Raw genomic sequence first — 15,162 nt, forward strand, 5'->3', positions numbered from 1 at the left:
AGTTAACTATTTATAATTTTCTGACATCGAAGCCATCTTTGATCACGCTTAACATCATCCCAGCTTGGGTAATTTTTTTGATGAAAAATAGCCATACGAGCGCCATGATGTTGATAATTGTTTATCGACAAGGTATCTAAAACTTGATACAAGCCTTCTTTTTCATTGCAAAGCAATACTGCATCACACCCCGCATCAAGCGCAGCTTTAACGCGAGTTGGGTAATCACCTACCTGAACGGCACCTTGCATGCCCATATCATCTGAAATAACGGGCCCTTTAAAAGCAAGTTGATGTCGCAGCATATTTTTCAACCAAAACTCAGAAAAACATGCAGGGTTTTCATCTACTGCTGAATAAATAACATGTGCTGGCATCACCGCATCTGCCAGCGCTTCGGCAATTAGTTGTTTAAATGGCACTAAATCAAATTCATTAATATCTGCAAAACTGCGGGTATCTACTGGCATTGCGATGTGTGAATCAGGGCCTACAGAGCCATGGCCAGGAAAATGTTTAATTACCGATTTCATCCCGGCGCTGTGTAATCCCTTAATAAGAGCTTTAGCTCCTACTACCACCTTTTCTGGTTCTGATGAAAAGGCTCTGCTACCAATCACTTGTGAAATGCCATTTACATCAACACATGGTGCATAAGAATAATCAACTTTACACGCTAAAAGTTCAGCAGCAAGTGTCCAACCAATGTCCTGTAATTTTTGTTCTGTATTTTCAAGTAAAAACGCATCTGACATACTTGGCAATTGGCTAAAGCCCTTAACAAAACGCTGTACCCTGCCGCCTTCATGATCAACAGAGACTAATAAATTTGGCTTAATCGCTTTTATACTGTTTGTCAGTGCAAGAAGTTGCTCTGTGTCTTCATAATTTCTTGCAAATAAGATGACTCCGTTTATAAGGGGGTGTTTTAAAACTTCGCATTCTTCTTGGCTGAGAAATTTACCATCAATCCCTGTAATAATTGGTCCTAACATTACTCACCTATAAACGTGTAAAATAATCATTTGCATCAATATTGCGCGACTTTTTAATGTCGTTGACTTTACTTCCAAGATACAAAAAACCCACAAGCTCATCATCCGTTGATAGCTCAAGCGCTTGTTTTACATATTCATCTTGAGCATAGCTACCAGTGCGCCATACGCCTGCTAGCCCTTGGGCAAAAGCAGCTTGTTGCATTGCCATTACCGCACAGCCAGCAGATTGTACCTGCTCAATGCGCGGTACTTTCGCATGGGGTTTATATCTAGCAATACAAATAATGATTAACGGCGCGCGTAGCGGAAGTTCTTTAGCACGTTCGAGTGTCTTCTCATCAGCATTATTCTTAAGTGCAGCTTGATAATAAATTTCACCCAGCTTTTCACGTGCATCACCTTCAACAAGAATAAATTGCCACGGTTTAAGTGCTGCATGATCAGGTGCGCGTAAAGCTGCCTGTTTGATGATTTCAAGTTGTTCGGATGTAGGACCCGGAGTGGTTAGTTTACTATCTGATTGACGTTCTAATAAGAGTTCTAATGCGTTCATTAAGCTAAGATGTAAGTTTTTTGCCAAGCTTAACAAACTCCACTAAAAAGAAAAGAGCTTAACGCTCTTCTCATTTAGTTACTGTCATTATTTAATAATAGTGAGTGTTAAGACTGAAGATTTACCAAAAAACGACGCGCGAGCCAATAATCTGCACTAACAAACTTACCACCACCTACAACAATTAGGCTCAACAGCATTGCAAAATAAATAAACCCAAATTCAATGCCATTATTCAAAATCACCGGTTTACCAGTCTCATATAAATACTCGGTATACCCATGCTCTTCTAAAATATCGCGCATTTTGCTTAAACGTTCAGCTGCTTGTTTAGAATTTTCTAAACTGGCTTGTGCACCTGGAATCGAAAGCCAGTCAAGCACTCTAGCGGCACTTGCTTCCGTGTTTGTTGGTGTCACAGAAAACCAACCGTGCGACCAATGAACTGTGCTCATCGCCACTACCATGGTAAATGCGAGAGGGATAGATATAACTCGTGTAAACAGGCCGATTAAAAGTAACCACCCACCTAAAAATTCTGTCCATGCAGCTAAAAAAGCAAGTAATGATGGAAAAGGTAAACCTAGTCCCCATTCTGCATTGCCAAACCAAGATACAATACTTGGCAGCGCTGTTATAGCTTGTAAAAACGTTTCAGGATTTTCGCTAAAGCCGAGTTTGCTATAGCCTGCAATGATCATGACTGGGGCAAGAATTAAACGAAATAATAAAGAAGGGATCCAAGACAGCACTTGGCTCTTTTTAATGGCTGATTGATAAAAATGAATAAGTGTCATACCGACCTCTAAGTTTTAGGAATATATTAAAGACCGGTAAAACACGATTAATTATTCACTAGATTTTACGTGCCACTTGCAATGCTTCAAAAATTGCACGCTTTGCATCAATTGCAGAGGCCAATTTTGCACCACCGATCACTTCAATTTTAGAAGCATATTTTCCATTTTCTAGTTCAGCAGCAAAGGTATCTGTATTTGATACTTGGCCAATACAGGTGATTACTGAGTCGCACGGTATCGTTTGTTTATTACCATCAATCTCGATTACCAAGCCCTCTTTATTTAGCTCGATGTAATTACAACCACTGATTTGCTTCACATTTTGCTGTTTAGCTACAGCACGATGGATCCATCCCGTTGTTTTACCAAGGTCACTACCAAAACGTCCTGGACTTCGTTTCAGCATGGTAATGTTATGTGGAATTTTATGCGGAGCTTCATCAACATTAATTGCCCACTGCTGCTTAAATTCATCGACAGTTTTATTTGCTTTTTCAGCTAAGAATGCAACCATATCAAAACCGATACCACCGGCACCTAAAATGACTACATCCTTACCGATTTCTACTTCACCGCGTATTACTTCATCATAAGCAAGTAATTTGCGACCATCCTTTAATTCAAACGAGGCTTCTCGAGGACGAACACCAGTTGCAAACACAACATTATCAAAATCTTCAAACATGCTATTTTCGAATGACGTTTGCAGCTTTACATCCACATTCAGCTTAGCAAGTTCTGATTTAAAATAATCCAGGGTGTAATTAAAGTCTTCTTTACCCGGTACACGCATTGCTAAATTAAATTGGCCACCTAAACCTGAAGAGCGCTCAATTAAGGTTACTTTATGACCTTTCTCGGCCAAGTAACAACTGGCAGCCATACCTGCAGGGCCGCCCCCTACAACAAGCACATTTTTAGCATTAGTTGTCGGCTCTAAAGAGTAATCTAACTCAAAACCAGCTCGCGGGTTAACCAAACACGTGGCACGCTTTCCTTTAAAAACGTTATCTAAACAGCCTTGATTACACGCAATACACACATTTATATTGTCACTTTTGTTTTCAACGTATTTATTAAAAAAATCAGGATCAGCAAGTAATGGCCTTGCCATTGAAATTAAGTCTGCCGAGTTGTTATTTAAAATTGAGTTGGCGAGGTCTGGTGTATTAATGCGGTTAACAGCAACACACGGAACCGAAACATGTTGTTTAAGCAACTCTGTAGCCTCTACAAACGCCCCTTGCGGTACCATACTAGCAATGGTCGGGACACGAGCTTCATGCCAACCGATACCCGTATTGAAAATGTCGACACCCGCTTTCTCAAGCACTCTTGCCTGTTCCATTACTTCTTCTTGTGTTGAGCCATCTTCCACTAAATCCATCACCGAAATACGGAATACAATAATAAATTTATCACTCACCTCACGACGTACAGCCTCAACAATTTCTTTTGCTAAACGCATTCGGTTTTCATTTGAACCGCCATATTCATCTGTGCGTTTATTTGTGCGGGGTGCCATAAATTCATTAATTAAATACCCTTCAGAACCCATAATCTCAACGCCATCATAACCAGCACGCTCTGCAAGCCTCGCTGATTTGGCGAATGATTTAATTGTCTGCTTAATGTTACTTAATGTCATTTCTTTAGGCTTATACGGGTTTATAGGTGCTTGAATTGCACTCGGTGCCTGATTAAATGGATGATAGGCATAACGCCCTGCATGCAATAATTGAAGACAAATCTTACCACCGTGTTGATGCACAGCCTTAGTCACAGGGCGGTGTTTAAGCACATCTAAAAAAGTATTAAATGACGAGGAAATAGGCGTTAACTTCCCCACTATGTTGGGGCTAAAGCCACCAGTGATGATAAGGCCTACACCACCTTTAGCACGTGCTTCGTAAAACGCTTTTAAACGCTTAACATTCCACAAACCTTCTTCAAGGCCTGTGTGCATTGAACCCATTACAAGGCGATTTCGCAGTGAATTGTTTTTCAGTTTTAATTCTTGTTCTAACATACTTGCTACTTACTCTACTGGTCATACCTCAAGCACTTTAACTGGTTTAACCAGTTAACTCAAGCTTGTCCAAAGTGATCTCTCGATATACTCACTAACTATAATGTTTTATCTAAACTTTTTTGCTAAACACTTCGTTACGTTTTTAATTTAAGTTTGACTAAAAAGTAAGTTAAGATGGTTATAGATGATAAATCTATAGATAGGATAAGATTTTGGTTAAAAAGGCTATCGTAGGCTTTTGGAATGTGCTTAATTTTTCAAGACGCCTCGTATTAAATATAATATTTTTCTTTATTTTAATTGCACTTTTTGTGTCAATTTTAAGTTCAGAGGATGAAATTATCGTTGAGCAAGACTCTGCTCTAGTGCTTTCAATTGCAGGCAATATCGTTGAAGAAAAGACCTATATTGACCCGGTAGAAGCAGCTCTCAATGATTCAATGGGCTCAAGTGATGAACCACAAGAAGTATTACTTGACGACATTTTGATGACCATTAAGTATGCAGCTAAAGATAAAAAAATTAAGCTGCTACTGCTTGATTTGCAAAAAATGCAAGGTGCACACCTTAACAAGCTTAAAGCAATTGCTGGACAGCTTGATAAATTTAAAGAAACCGGTAAAAAAGTATACGCATATGGCGATTACTACACGCAGGCGCAATATTACATTGCGAGTAAAGCTGATGAAGTATTAATGCACCCTTATGGCGCTGTCGATATTTCTGGTTACGCAACTTACCCACTTTATTTTAAAGAAGCGATTGATAAACTTAATATTTCACAGCATATTTTCCGTGTTGGCACATTTAAATCAGCGGTAGAACCATTAATCCGCAGCAACATGTCTGATGCAGCAAAAGAAGCAAACAAGGCTTGGTTAGACGCACTATGGGATGAATATAAAACGGATGTGGCTCAGCATCGTGGTTTTGATACATCAAACTTCGACGAAGATATGACGTCATACCAAGAAAAGTTTGCACAAGTTAATGGCCACTCAGGTCAATATGCCCTGCAAAACAAATGGGTAGACGAATTAGCAAGTAAAGAAACGCTGCGTAAAAAGTTAATTGCTGAGGTTGGCGAAAACTTATCCGGTAAATCATTTAAACAAATTTCATTTAGCGATTATTTAACGACATTAAAACCACCTTTCCCAATTGAAAATCCGATTACGGATAAAGTAGCGGTTGTTGTGGCTAAAGGTAATATTGTTGATGGTAAGCGTAAAGCGGGGGAAATTGGCGGAGACTCTACTGCTGAACTGCTTCGCCGTGCTCGCTTGAACGACAAAGTGAAAGCTGTCGTACTACGTATTGATTCAGGTGGTGGCAGTATGTTCGCCTCCGAAATTATTCGTGCTGAAGTTCTTGCCCTAAAAGATGCGGGTAAACCGGTTATTGCTTCAATGGGTTCTGTGGCTGCCTCAGGCGGTTATTGGATTGCTGCAAACGCGAATGAAATTTGGGCTGCACCAAGCACCATTACAGGTTCTATTGGCGTGTTTGGTACCTTAATGACGTTCGAAAATACCTTAGCAAAATTAGGCGTCTACTCTGACGGTGTTGCGACTACAGAGATGGCATCTTTCTCAATGTTACGCGCATTGGATCCTAAACTAGGTGCTGTGATTCAAATGTCTGTTGAAAGTGCTTATGATCGTTTCTTAACAGTTGTCGCAGAAGCACGCAACATGAAAAAAGAAGACGTCGATAATGTTGCACAAGGCCGTGTTTGGATTGGTACAAAAGCAAAAGAACTTGGCTTAGTTGATGAACTTGGTAATAAGCAAGACGCAATTGAACGCGCTGCTGAGCTTGCAAGTTTATCTATGTATGACGTGATTACTATTGAGCACAAACTTACCGAGCAAGAAATGCTAATGCAAAAAATCTTTGGTGACTCTCAAGCTGCAGCATTTGTCAGTGCTTATTTTGCCAAAGATGACTACGCACCGGTTAAAAATAGCATAATGCAAACTGCGCATGGCTTGAAACAACAAGTTTCGAGTCTTGAGCAATTTAACGATCCAAATGGTGTTTATGCAAAGTGTCTAGTGTGTACAGTGAGCTATTAAACGCTACTTAAACAATCACTTTTAAACTATAATAGCCCAGTGTTTTCACTGGGCTATTTTTATGAAAAGAAAAAAAATATACATCGCCTATACTGGCGGTACGATCGGGATGAAAAAATCGAGCAAAGGTTACATTCCTGCGGAAGGTTTTCTTACCCAAACAGTTAAAGCCAGTGCTGAATTTAATCGTGAAGAAATGCCGTTATTTGATATTCACGAATACTGCCCTCTCATTGATTCGTCAGATATGAGCCCGCTTCATTGGCAACTAATCGCTGATGATATTAAACAAAAATATGCTGACTATGATGGCTTTGTTGTCCTACATGGCACAGACACAATGGCATATACCGCTTCAGCGCTTTCGTTTATGCTCGAAGATCTTACCAAGCCTGTTATTGTTACCGGTTCGCAAATTCCACTGTCTCAATTGCGTTCTGATGGTCAGGTTAACTTACTCAATGCAATGTACCTTGCAGCAAACTATCCGATTGGCGAAGTAAGCTTATATTTTAATAACCAACTTTACCGAGGTAATCGTGCAACAAAAATGCACGCTGATGGTTTTGCTGCATTCGGCTCACCAAATATGGTACCGCTAGCTAAAGTTGGCATCAATATTGAGCTTGTTGCTGGCCAACTTAGCCCAAGCATAAGTAATAAATTAGGTGTCACGCAGATTACGCCTCAACAAATCGCGGTGGTGCACCTTTACCCGGGTATTTCTGTTGAGCTAATAAAAAGTATGATGACTGACAGCTTAAAAGCACTCGTTCTATTAAGTTTTGGCGTAGGTAATGCACCGCAGAACAAGGAAATGTTGGAGTTATTCAATAATGCGACACAATCAGGTTTAGTGATTGTAAATTTAACCCAGTGCTTACAAGGCAGCGTTAATATGGGCGGTTATGCTACTGGTAACGCACTTTTAAATGCGGGTGTGATTAGCGGTTATGACATGACGCTAGAAGCCTGTCTCACTAAATTACACTATTTACTTAGCCAAAATTTAGAAACTGAAACAATTCGCCATCTTATGCAAGATAACTTAAAAGGTGAGTTAACGCGGTAATTAAAGTGTGTTTTAAAAAAAAGAGCGCTAAATTTAGCGCTCTTTTTTATTTCTTTATTTCGGTTTAAAGTCTAAACATACCGAATTTATGCAGTAACGAGTTCCCGTTGGAGGCGGCCCATCATTAAATACATGACCTAGATGTGCATCACACTTTTTGCAGCGCACCTCGATGCGTTCCATGCCATGGGAACTGTCACGTAAATAGCGAATACTTTCTTTTTCACTAAAACTAAATGCTGGCCAACCACAACCTGATTGAAACTTGTCTTCAGATTTAAATAATAACGCATTACAGCAAACACAAAAGTAGTCACCGGACTCAAAAAAGTCGTTATATTCACCACTAAATGGGTATTCAGTACCACCCTCAACACAAACCTGCTTTTGTGCTTGGTTAAGGTGTGCTTGCCACTTTTTATCCATTATCTTACTTTTGCATCAATGTGGGTTAGATCCGTTAAATGGCAAGTCTCACCCTCGTGAGTTTTAATGCCATGCTCGCCAAAATAGTCTCGCTGTGCTTGCACTAAATGGCCATTACTTGGTGTTGTGAGGGTTGCATAATAAGTTTGTGTGGCAGCAAGTACCGGAAATGCAAGTCCCGACTTAACAGACTCTGCTGCAATGTTACGCAATGCAACCACTTCTTCATTCAAACCGTCAATAAAGCCATTGCCTTCTGCGATTTGATCTAAGTAATCTGCACGAATAATACAACCAGCGCGCCAAGTTTGCAGTGTTTTATTCAAATCGACCTTCCATTGATGTGAGCGCGATGCGCCTTTAATCAACGCTAAACCTTGGCGATAACATAAAAGGCTCGCCAGGTGGAATGCTTTACGTAGCTCTTCAAGATCAATGTTTACCTGAGCCGGCTGTTTTGCCGCATACGTCATTTCTAAGGCTGCGTGGGTGTCTTGTGTATTAGTTAAATGACGCGCTTGCACTGCTGCAACAAGTGAAGGTACTGCAATACCCAACTCTAATGCATTTTGCGCAGTCCAAAGACCTGTGCCTTTAGCGCCAACTTTATTATCAATTAAATCAACAATTGGCGTCTCGTTGTCAGATTTTAATTTTAAAATATGGCTTGAAATAGATAGAAGGTAACTGTTTAACTCCCCTTCAGACCAAGTATCAAAAAGTGCTGCAATTTCGTCATTTGTTTTACCACAACCCAAACGTAATAAATGATATACCTCAGCAATTAATTGCATTAACGCATATTCAATGCCGTTATGAACCATTTTAACGAAATGACCTGATGCAGACTGACCAACACGAGCAAAGCACGACTCACCATTGTGACTCGCAGCTACTTTTTCAAAAAATGGAATAATACGTTCCCAACCACCTTCAGAACCTGACGCCATCATAGCAGGGCCATGACGCGCTCCCTCAGCACCACCAGAAATACCCATGGTGGCAAACTCAAACTTGTTCTGATATTTCAGTTTACGAGCAATGCCATCTTTATAATTACTGTTACCGCAATCAACAATAATGTCGTTAATTTCAACGCCCGCTTCAATCAACTCTGAACATACTTTATCGACTAATTCGCCAGCTGGAACTAAAAGCAAAATTGAACGAGGCGTTTCAAGACGGCGAACCATATCCGCCAGATCACTAACAATATGCAGTCGCTCAGCAAACCCTTCTTTTTTTGCAAGGCTTAATAGATCTTCGCCTGCGTCTGGGTTTTTGTCATAGGCTACCAAGTTTAAACCTTTTTCAATTAAGTTTAAGGCAAGGTTTTTACCCATAACACCTAAGCCAACTAATGCGACTTGCATATAAAATCTCCTAACTGTGCTGTGAATTTATCGCTAATTCCAATCAATTTAACGTATGTTTACACTGAGAGCTGGAATTAGTTAAGCGGTAATGGCGCGCATTATATGGCTTTTCGACCAGCATGCAATTTTATTATTAAAAAAATTATAGATTATAATTTCCTTGCGAGGCCTTTATTTTACTCGTTTTGCTTAAATAATGGCTCTGCAACCTTGCGTTGAGGCCAATGACAGCGGACTTATGTCCTTTTTTGGGGCTGTTAAGATAATTTAAAAGGCGTATAATAAAATTTACATAAATTTTATTCATACTAATTCTAGTGTGCGATCAGTTGACGCCAACATGACACCGGTGTCATAATCTACTAACCACACAAAAAGCAAGTTTATTAAGCTAGTTTCTAGCTTATTGATGTGAAACGCAAAGAATATACAAAATAGCTAATGGGAGCTAATAAATGCCAAGACGTACCAAAATCGTTGCCACACTCGGTCCTGCTACAGATAGAGATGACAATTTAGAAAAAATAATAAAAGCAGGTGCGAATGTTGTTCGCCTAAACTTCTCTCATGGCGTAGCACAAGATCATAAAGATCGTGCAGCAAAAGTACGTGAAATCGCAAGTAAATTAGATACACACATCGCTATTCTTGCTGACCTTCAGGGTCCAAAAATTCGTGTATCTACATTCAAAGAAGGAAAGGTTAACCTTGAAGTAGGCGCAAAGTTTATTCTTGATGCTGAAATGGAAAAAGGTGAAGGCGATATTAATGGCGTAGGTATCGACTATAAAGAACTACCACAAGACGTTTCTTCTGGTGACTTACTACTATTAAACGATGGTTTAATCCAGCTTACAGTTGATGAAGTAGTTGGCAAAAAAGTACATACAACAGTTACAGTTGGCGGCGTACTTTCTAACAATAAAGGTATTAACCGTCTGGGTGGTGGTTTAACTGCGCCAGCATTTACAGATAAAGATAAAGAAGACCTTATCACTGCAACTGAAATTGACGTTGATTACATTGCTGTATCATTCCCACGCTCTGGTGATGATATGCGTTATGTGCGTTCATTGGCTGAAGCTGCGGGTTCAAAAGCACAATTACTAGCGAAAATCGAACGTGCTGAAGCTGTTGAAACGGAAGAAGCAATTGATGATATCGTACTTGCATCAGATGCCGTTATGGTTGCCCGTGGCGACTTAGGTGTTGAAATTGGTGACGCTGCACTTGTTGGTAAGCAAAAAGCGATTATTAGCCGTGCACGTACGCTAAACCGCACTGTGATCACTGCCACGCAAATGATGGAATCAATGATTGATAACCCTATGCCAACACGTGCAGAAGTTATGGACGTTGCAAATGCAGTACTTGATGGCACAGATGCGGTGATGTTATCTGCAGAAACCGCTGCTGGTGACTACCCTGCTATTACAGTAGAAACAATGGCGCGTGTTTGTTTAGGTGCAGAGTCACAACCGCAAACGGCAATTTCTAAGCACCGCTTAGATTCAATGTTTGAAAATACATCTGAGACGATTGCATTATCAGCCATGTACGCAGCTAACCACTTAGATTCCGTTAAAGCACTCGTTGCGCTAACAGAATCAGGTAGCACAGCAAAACTAATGTCGCGTATTAGCTCTGGTTTACCAATTTATTCGCTGTCTCGCCATCATCGTACACTTGGCCAAACTGCACTATATCGTGGTGTTTATCCGGTTTATTTTGATTCGACAGAATACGATTCTGGTTCACTGGTAAAACAAGCATTAGCAACTTTAGTAAACAAAGGTTACTTGCAATCAGGTGATAAAGTAATTTTGACCCATGGTGATGCAATGGAAACTGTTGGCGCTACAAATACGCTTAAATTAGTGACAGTTGACTAACCTTTAGCTCAACCAAGTTCAACAAAAAAACCAGTTCAATTGAACTGGTTTTTTATATCACCTAAGTAAAGCGTGCATTTAGTTCTTCGTAGTTTTACTGATGCCTTATTTACTTTTCGATATGTGGAATAACTTGCGTTATTGGTTGTGAAAAAGTAAAGCGTTGATTTTGTGAATATGACTCAGGCACAACAATAGTACAGCGATTTTCAGTACATTTAACTGACTCATCTGCACCAATTGGATCTGCAACAACCTGATCAAATATCAAGGTCACACCTTTCACTTCAGGCATCATAAACGAAAACAGTGTGCGCATAAAAAAGCCTGACAAACGTCCTATTAAATCGTCAAACTCGCTATATAAATCTGCCATTTGCTTCATTGAAATGCTGTCACCATATGTTTGGTTTGCTTCCATTTGCATTTTAAGCTGGCATTGGTCACCACCTTTTGGGTGAACCACAATTAATGCTTTATCTTTGTCGAGCGTCTCATCAAAAGGCAGCAATAATTTGCTTTGTGACGTGTAGTTGAGCGGGTATTCATTCGTTTTAGTGATAATGCTGCCACTTTCAATATTACAAGGCTCCCCCTTTTGGTTTACCAAATAGAAGCCTAGATCAGCTGTTGCATAGTTGCCTTTCGACATCACTTTTAATCGATCATAAAAACCATCATAAGACACAACAAATTCAGAAGCGGTTGCACAAAATGATAATGCAGATAGCACTACCCCTGCTGCCAAGTTTTTCTTAATCACTGAAATACCTTTGGTTTGTAATTAACATTTGATTTAATTCTTCGATGTATTCATGACCGCGCTCAGAGTAGCTTTCAAGGCCATATAATAATTTTTCAGCGAGTATAAGCTGTTCATCATAACGATTACTTTGCCTCAGATCACGAAGTTGTTTATAAGCTGGGTGTGTATTGATATTTCTAAAATATGCTCTCACACTTTGTTCCAGTGTTTTGAAGGCGGCAACTTCGTGATTACTGCCAGCATTTCGTTTGTTTGGCACCATGCCGCAACCTTCTTTGAAGCACCACAAACCAAAGAAATTTAAGCCTATGCGCGCAAAACGTGAAGTCCCCCATCCTGACTCGTTTGCCGCCTGTGTTAACACCATAGAGCGCGGGATTAAATCAACACGTTTTATCGCCACTAATAAGTTTTCTTCATTTACAACAGGTTCTATTTTATATTCTGCCAAAATTGTTTTCAGTGAGGCGATTTGAGAGCTTGGAATATCAAAGCCTAATTCAAGTTCAGTTAATGCTAAATCAATGATTTCACGTTGTTTTAAAATACGCTGGTTTTCTGCAATAACATACGGTTTCAGTAGGTCAAAAAATGCTTGTTTTCGTTGTTGCACATTTGTCATATTTGCAAAATCTGGCAAAACAACATCATGTAATGGTTTTTCTACAACAGGCTCAATCACTTGTTCTGCAACTTGCTCGTCTTGTGCTGGCAATTCAGGTTTTAACAACCAAGGGCTTGCTAACATGTAAGCAAAAAAAGTAATTGCCAATAATCTAATCAATAACTTCATGTACTATTTTCTGTAGTGATATACATCTAAAAAAGGAACAATTCTACAACAATGAGCAAGCAGACGTAAGCTTTTTACTATTTCATTCTGTCCCAATAAATACTTTGACCAAATTTCTTACTGAGTGCTTGGTTAAAAATTTCGAAACTTGCAAAAGGAAGCCACTTGCCAGTAATACAGTACCAAGTGTGTGAATAACAATTTAATTTGCTAATGTGATATTTATGGTAAGCAAAAAGCTCTGACGATACCCGATTTACTTCGAGTTTAGTGTTTAATGGATGGCCCAAAGCGTCACTGGCGACAAAAATGTTAGCGCCACTACGGTTGGCTAAAAAACGTTTGTAGCTAACAGCGCGCGCAAGTCCTGAACCATGTAATTCTAAAATCGCATTGTGGTCGATAACAATTCCAGTGTGAATAAACCCATTATACACACCACAACACACAACATTACCAATTTCGGCTGTAACATGAAAGTCACTCGGGTAATCATCGCAAGGATAACGTCCTATCGGGTTACGAGTGTTAAGATTTTGACGTCGTAACGCATCTTGTTCTGCTAACTCTTTACGATAATAGGTATTCGCAAGCACAGCTGTTGCAGAAATACCGAGTAAAAGTGGTAATGGCATAGAACAACTCCAGTAGTTACCTCATTAAACTATGGCATAACTTAATCAATAATACTGTTTTAAGTTGTTGCAATTTATGTCTAAAATAATTTTATGATTTTAATTAATTTACTAGGTAATTAATGACTGAAGAATGGTTAGCAAGACGATACAAAGAAAACAAACACCGCCCAGATGATAAACGCTCTCCCTATCAGAAGGACCGCTCACGTATTATACATGCAGCAGCATTTCGACGTTTACAAGCTAAAACCCAAATCATGGGAATAGGTGTTAATGACTTTTACCGCACACGCCTAACTCATTCACTCGAAGTATCACAAATTGCCAGTGGTATTTTAGGTCAGTTAAGAGCAAGCCAAACAAGCGACAGCATATGTGCTTTTTTACCCTGTAGAAGTTTAATTGAAACCTTAGCTTTGGCACACGATATAGGTCATCCCCCTTTCGGCCATGGTGGCGAAACGGCACTGAATTACATGATGCGCGAGCACGGTGGATTTGAGGGTAATGCGCAAACATTGCGTATTGTTGCTAAATTAGAACCTTACAGTAAAGGGTTTGGTATGAATTTAACACGCCGAACTTTACTTGGTTTTATAAAATACCCGCAGCTCATTAAACATTTATGGCAGGTTCCAGAAGATAATGAGCAAGAAAGATTCATCAATTCAACGCGTTGGTTACCCGCTAAGGGATTGTATTGCGAAGAGTCCGCGGTATTTGATTGGATCTTAGCACCTTTGTCCTCCTATGATTCAACAACATTTACACAGTTCACCAAAAATAAAAACGGTATAGATCGGACTAAGTATAAGTCGCTTGACTGTTCTATTATGGAACTGGCAGACGATATTGCCTACGGCGTGCATGATTTAGAAGATGCAATTGCAACCGGCATGGTCAGCGTGCATCAATGGCAAGAATTTGTTGATACTCATTTGAGCAACTTACAAACTGGTTGGTTAAATTCCAACTTACCGCGCATTTCAGCACAATTATTCTCACCCGATGAAGCTGATTTAAAGGAAGTAATCGGTGAGTTAGTGAATTTATTTATCACCCAAGCGAAAATAAAAAAACTCGACTTATTCGAAAGCCTGTTATTAGACCACACGGTTTATTTAGATAAAGATTTAACTATTTTACTTGAAGGGTTAAAGCAGTTTGTATTTAAAAACGTAATTCGTCACCCAGAAATGCAACAAATTGAATTTAAAGGACAAAAGATTATTTCAGATATTTTTGCCGCTTTTGCCAGCGATCCATTAAGGCTATTACCGCTTACTCGGCAAGCCATCTATCAGAATGCATTAGCCCAAGGAGAAACCGGTTACCGCGAATTATGTGACTACATCTCATCTATGACAGACGAGTACGCCATAAAAGTTCACGGAAGATTGTTCACAACCGAGTATTAAGCCAGTTTAGAATCATCGTAAAAAACCGTACCATCGTCTTTTGAAACACTTCGACTACGGTGATTCTCTTGCATATCAAGTAACTCACTCGGTCTCAAATTGCGCTCTTTTAACGCCTCGCCACAATGTGGACAAACTGAAATTAAACATTGAGTACTGATATTAAAACAATTAGTACATTCAAAACAGCTAACGTCCGTATCAATTTCTGCTTGTTCTGTATGTTGACAGTTAAATAATGCATGTTCAGCCAGATTAGACATAGCAAGCCTCCTTTTTTACACTGAACATAAATAAAGCGACCAAGTTTGACAAGCTTA

Annotated in this window: 14 protein-coding genes; 4 read left to right on the plus strand and 10 right to left on the minus strand. The window is 39.6% G+C overall.

Annotated features, from left to right (window positions below; genetic code table 11):
• Positions 1-2: 2 nt before the first annotated feature.
• The 4 genes from nagZ to OM33_RS11195 form a co-directional block, all read right to left on the minus strand.
• On the minus strand, positions 3-995 hold the full coding sequence (gene nagZ / locus OM33_RS11180; RefSeq protein ID WP_052140980.1) for a beta-N-acetylhexosaminidase: 993 nt from the start codon (positions 993-995) through the stop codon (positions 3-5).
• Between the two features lie 7 nt (positions 996-1,002).
• Positions 1,003-1,551, minus strand: coding sequence for an NAD(P)H nitroreductase (locus tag OM33_RS11185; protein ID WP_038641734.1), 549 nt, complete (start codon positions 1,549-1,551; stop codon positions 1,003-1,005).
• Between the two features lie 107 nt (positions 1,552-1,658).
• Positions 1,659-2,348 carry an HvfX family Cu-binding RiPP maturation protein gene (locus tag OM33_RS11190; protein WP_052140981.1) on the minus strand — a complete coding sequence of 230 codons (690 nt, stop codon included), beginning with the start codon at positions 2,346-2,348 and terminating at the stop codon, positions 1,659-1,661.
• Between the two features lie 58 nt (positions 2,349-2,406).
• Entirely contained in the window at positions 2,407-4,380 is a 1,974-nt protein-coding gene (locus OM33_RS11195; RefSeq protein WP_038641736.1) for an oxidoreductase, read from the minus strand.
• Positions 4,381-4,595: 215 nt separating this feature from the next.
• Here OM33_RS11195 and sppA point away from each other — a divergent pair, with 215 nt between their 5' ends.
• Both sppA and ansA read left to right on the plus strand, forming a co-directional pair.
• On the plus strand, positions 4,596-6,461 hold the full coding sequence (gene sppA, locus OM33_RS11200) for a signal peptide peptidase SppA (protein WP_038641738.1): 1,866 nt from the start codon (positions 4,596-4,598) through the stop codon (positions 6,459-6,461).
• Positions 6,462-6,522: 61 nt separating this feature from the next.
• On the plus strand, positions 6,523-7,533 hold the full coding sequence (gene ansA, locus OM33_RS11205; protein ID WP_038641740.1) for an asparaginase: 1,011 nt from the start codon (positions 6,523-6,525) through the stop codon (positions 7,531-7,533).
• A 54-nt stretch (positions 7,534-7,587) separates the two neighbouring features.
• On the opposite strand, the gene msrB is transcribed toward ansA, so the two are convergent.
• Positions 7,588-7,959: a peptide-methionine (R)-S-oxide reductase MsrB gene (msrB, locus tag OM33_RS11210; protein ID WP_038641742.1), complete on the minus strand. Its 372-nt coding sequence runs from the start codon at positions 7,957-7,959 to the stop codon at positions 7,588-7,590.
• A complete protein-coding gene (gndA, locus tag OM33_RS11215; protein ID WP_038641744.1) occupies positions 7,959-9,332 on the minus strand; it encodes an NADP-dependent phosphogluconate dehydrogenase in 1,374 nt (457 codons plus the stop codon). The genes msrB and gndA overlap by 1 nt, the downstream gene beginning before the upstream one ends.
• Before the next feature lie 458 nt (positions 9,333-9,790).
• On the opposite strand from gndA, the gene pyk reads away from it, so the two are divergent.
• A complete protein-coding gene (gene pyk, locus OM33_RS11220; RefSeq protein WP_038641746.1) occupies positions 9,791-11,227 on the plus strand; it encodes a pyruvate kinase in 1,437 nt (478 codons plus the stop codon).
• A 109-nt stretch (positions 11,228-11,336) separates the two neighbouring features.
• Here the strand turns inward: pyk and OM33_RS11225 are convergent, their stop codons facing one another.
• From OM33_RS11225 to OM33_RS11235, 3 genes are all read right to left on the minus strand, one after another.
• Positions 11,337-11,990, minus strand: a complete 654-nt coding sequence (locus OM33_RS11225; protein ID WP_052140982.1) for a DUF2987 domain-containing protein — start codon at positions 11,988-11,990, stop codon at positions 11,337-11,339.
• A complete protein-coding gene (locus OM33_RS11230) occupies positions 11,983-12,786 on the minus strand; it encodes a glucosaminidase domain-containing protein (protein WP_038641748.1) in 804 nt (267 codons plus the stop codon). Before OM33_RS11230 ends, OM33_RS11225 begins: the two co-directional genes overlap by 8 nt.
• A gap of 77 nt (positions 12,787-12,863) precedes the next feature.
• On the minus strand, positions 12,864-13,421 hold the full coding sequence (locus tag OM33_RS11235) for a hypothetical protein (RefSeq protein ID WP_052140983.1): 558 nt from the start codon (positions 13,419-13,421) through the stop codon (positions 12,864-12,866).
• 122 nt (positions 13,422-13,543) lie between these two features.
• On the opposite strand from OM33_RS11235, the gene OM33_RS11240 reads away from it, so the two are divergent.
• The gene (locus OM33_RS11240) at positions 13,544-14,842 is read left to right on the plus strand and encodes an anti-phage deoxyguanosine triphosphatase (protein WP_038641750.1); all 1,299 of its coding nucleotides are present in this window, start codon (positions 13,544-13,546) and stop codon (positions 14,840-14,842) included.
• Here the strand turns inward: OM33_RS11240 and OM33_RS11245 are convergent.
• The gene (locus OM33_RS11245; protein ID WP_038641752.1) at positions 14,839-15,105 is read right to left on the minus strand and encodes a hypothetical protein; all 267 of its coding nucleotides are present in this window, start codon (positions 15,103-15,105) and stop codon (positions 14,839-14,841) included. The two genes, OM33_RS11240 and OM33_RS11245, sit on opposite strands and share 4 nt — an antisense overlap.
• Between the last annotated feature and the right edge of the window lie 57 nt (positions 15,106-15,162).

Origin of the sequence: Pseudoalteromonas piratica, assembly GCF_000788395.1 — a bacterium.
Taxonomy (GTDB): domain Bacteria; phylum Pseudomonadota; class Gammaproteobacteria; order Enterobacterales; family Alteromonadaceae; genus Pseudoalteromonas; species Pseudoalteromonas piratica.

What these genes read in the sequence shown, in the direction of transcription:
- nagZ (WP_052140980.1), bottom strand. Translation starts at nt 995, where the DNA reads ATGTTAGGACCAATTATTACAGGGATTGATGGTAAATTTCTCAGCCAA.
- OM33_RS11185 (WP_038641734.1), bottom strand. Translation starts at nt 1,551, where the DNA reads ATGAACGCATTAGAACTCTTATTAGAACGTCAATCAGATAGTAAACTA.
- OM33_RS11190 (WP_052140981.1), bottom strand. Translation starts at nt 2,348, where the DNA reads ATGACACTTATTCATTTTTATCAATCAGCCATTAAAAAGAGCCAAGTG.
- OM33_RS11195 (WP_038641736.1), bottom strand. Translation starts at nt 4,380, where the DNA reads ATGTTAGAACAAGAATTAAAACTGAAAAACAATTCACTGCGAAATCGC.
- ansA (WP_038641740.1), top strand. Translation starts at nt 6,523, where the DNA reads ATGAAAAGAAAAAAAATATACATCGCCTATACTGGCGGTACGATCGGG.
- msrB (WP_038641742.1), bottom strand. Translation starts at nt 7,959, where the DNA reads ATGGATAAAAAGTGGCAAGCACACCTTAACCAAGCACAAAAGCAGGTT.
- gndA (WP_038641744.1), bottom strand. Translation starts at nt 9,332, where the DNA reads ATGCAAGTCGCATTAGTTGGCTTAGGTGTTATGGGTAAAAACCTTGCC.
- pyk (WP_038641746.1), top strand. Translation starts at nt 9,791, where the DNA reads ATGCCAAGACGTACCAAAATCGTTGCCACACTCGGTCCTGCTACAGAT.
- OM33_RS11230 (WP_038641748.1), bottom strand. Translation starts at nt 12,786, where the DNA reads ATGAAGTTATTGATTAGATTATTGGCAATTACTTTTTTTGCTTACATG.
- OM33_RS11235 (WP_052140983.1), bottom strand. Translation starts at nt 13,421, where the DNA reads ATGCCATTACCACTTTTACTCGGTATTTCTGCAACAGCTGTGCTTGCG.
- OM33_RS11240 (WP_038641750.1), top strand. Translation starts at nt 13,544, where the DNA reads ATGACTGAAGAATGGTTAGCAAGACGATACAAAGAAAACAAACACCGC.
- OM33_RS11245 (WP_038641752.1), bottom strand. Translation starts at nt 15,105, where the DNA reads ATGTCTAATCTGGCTGAACATGCATTATTTAACTGTCAACATACAGAA.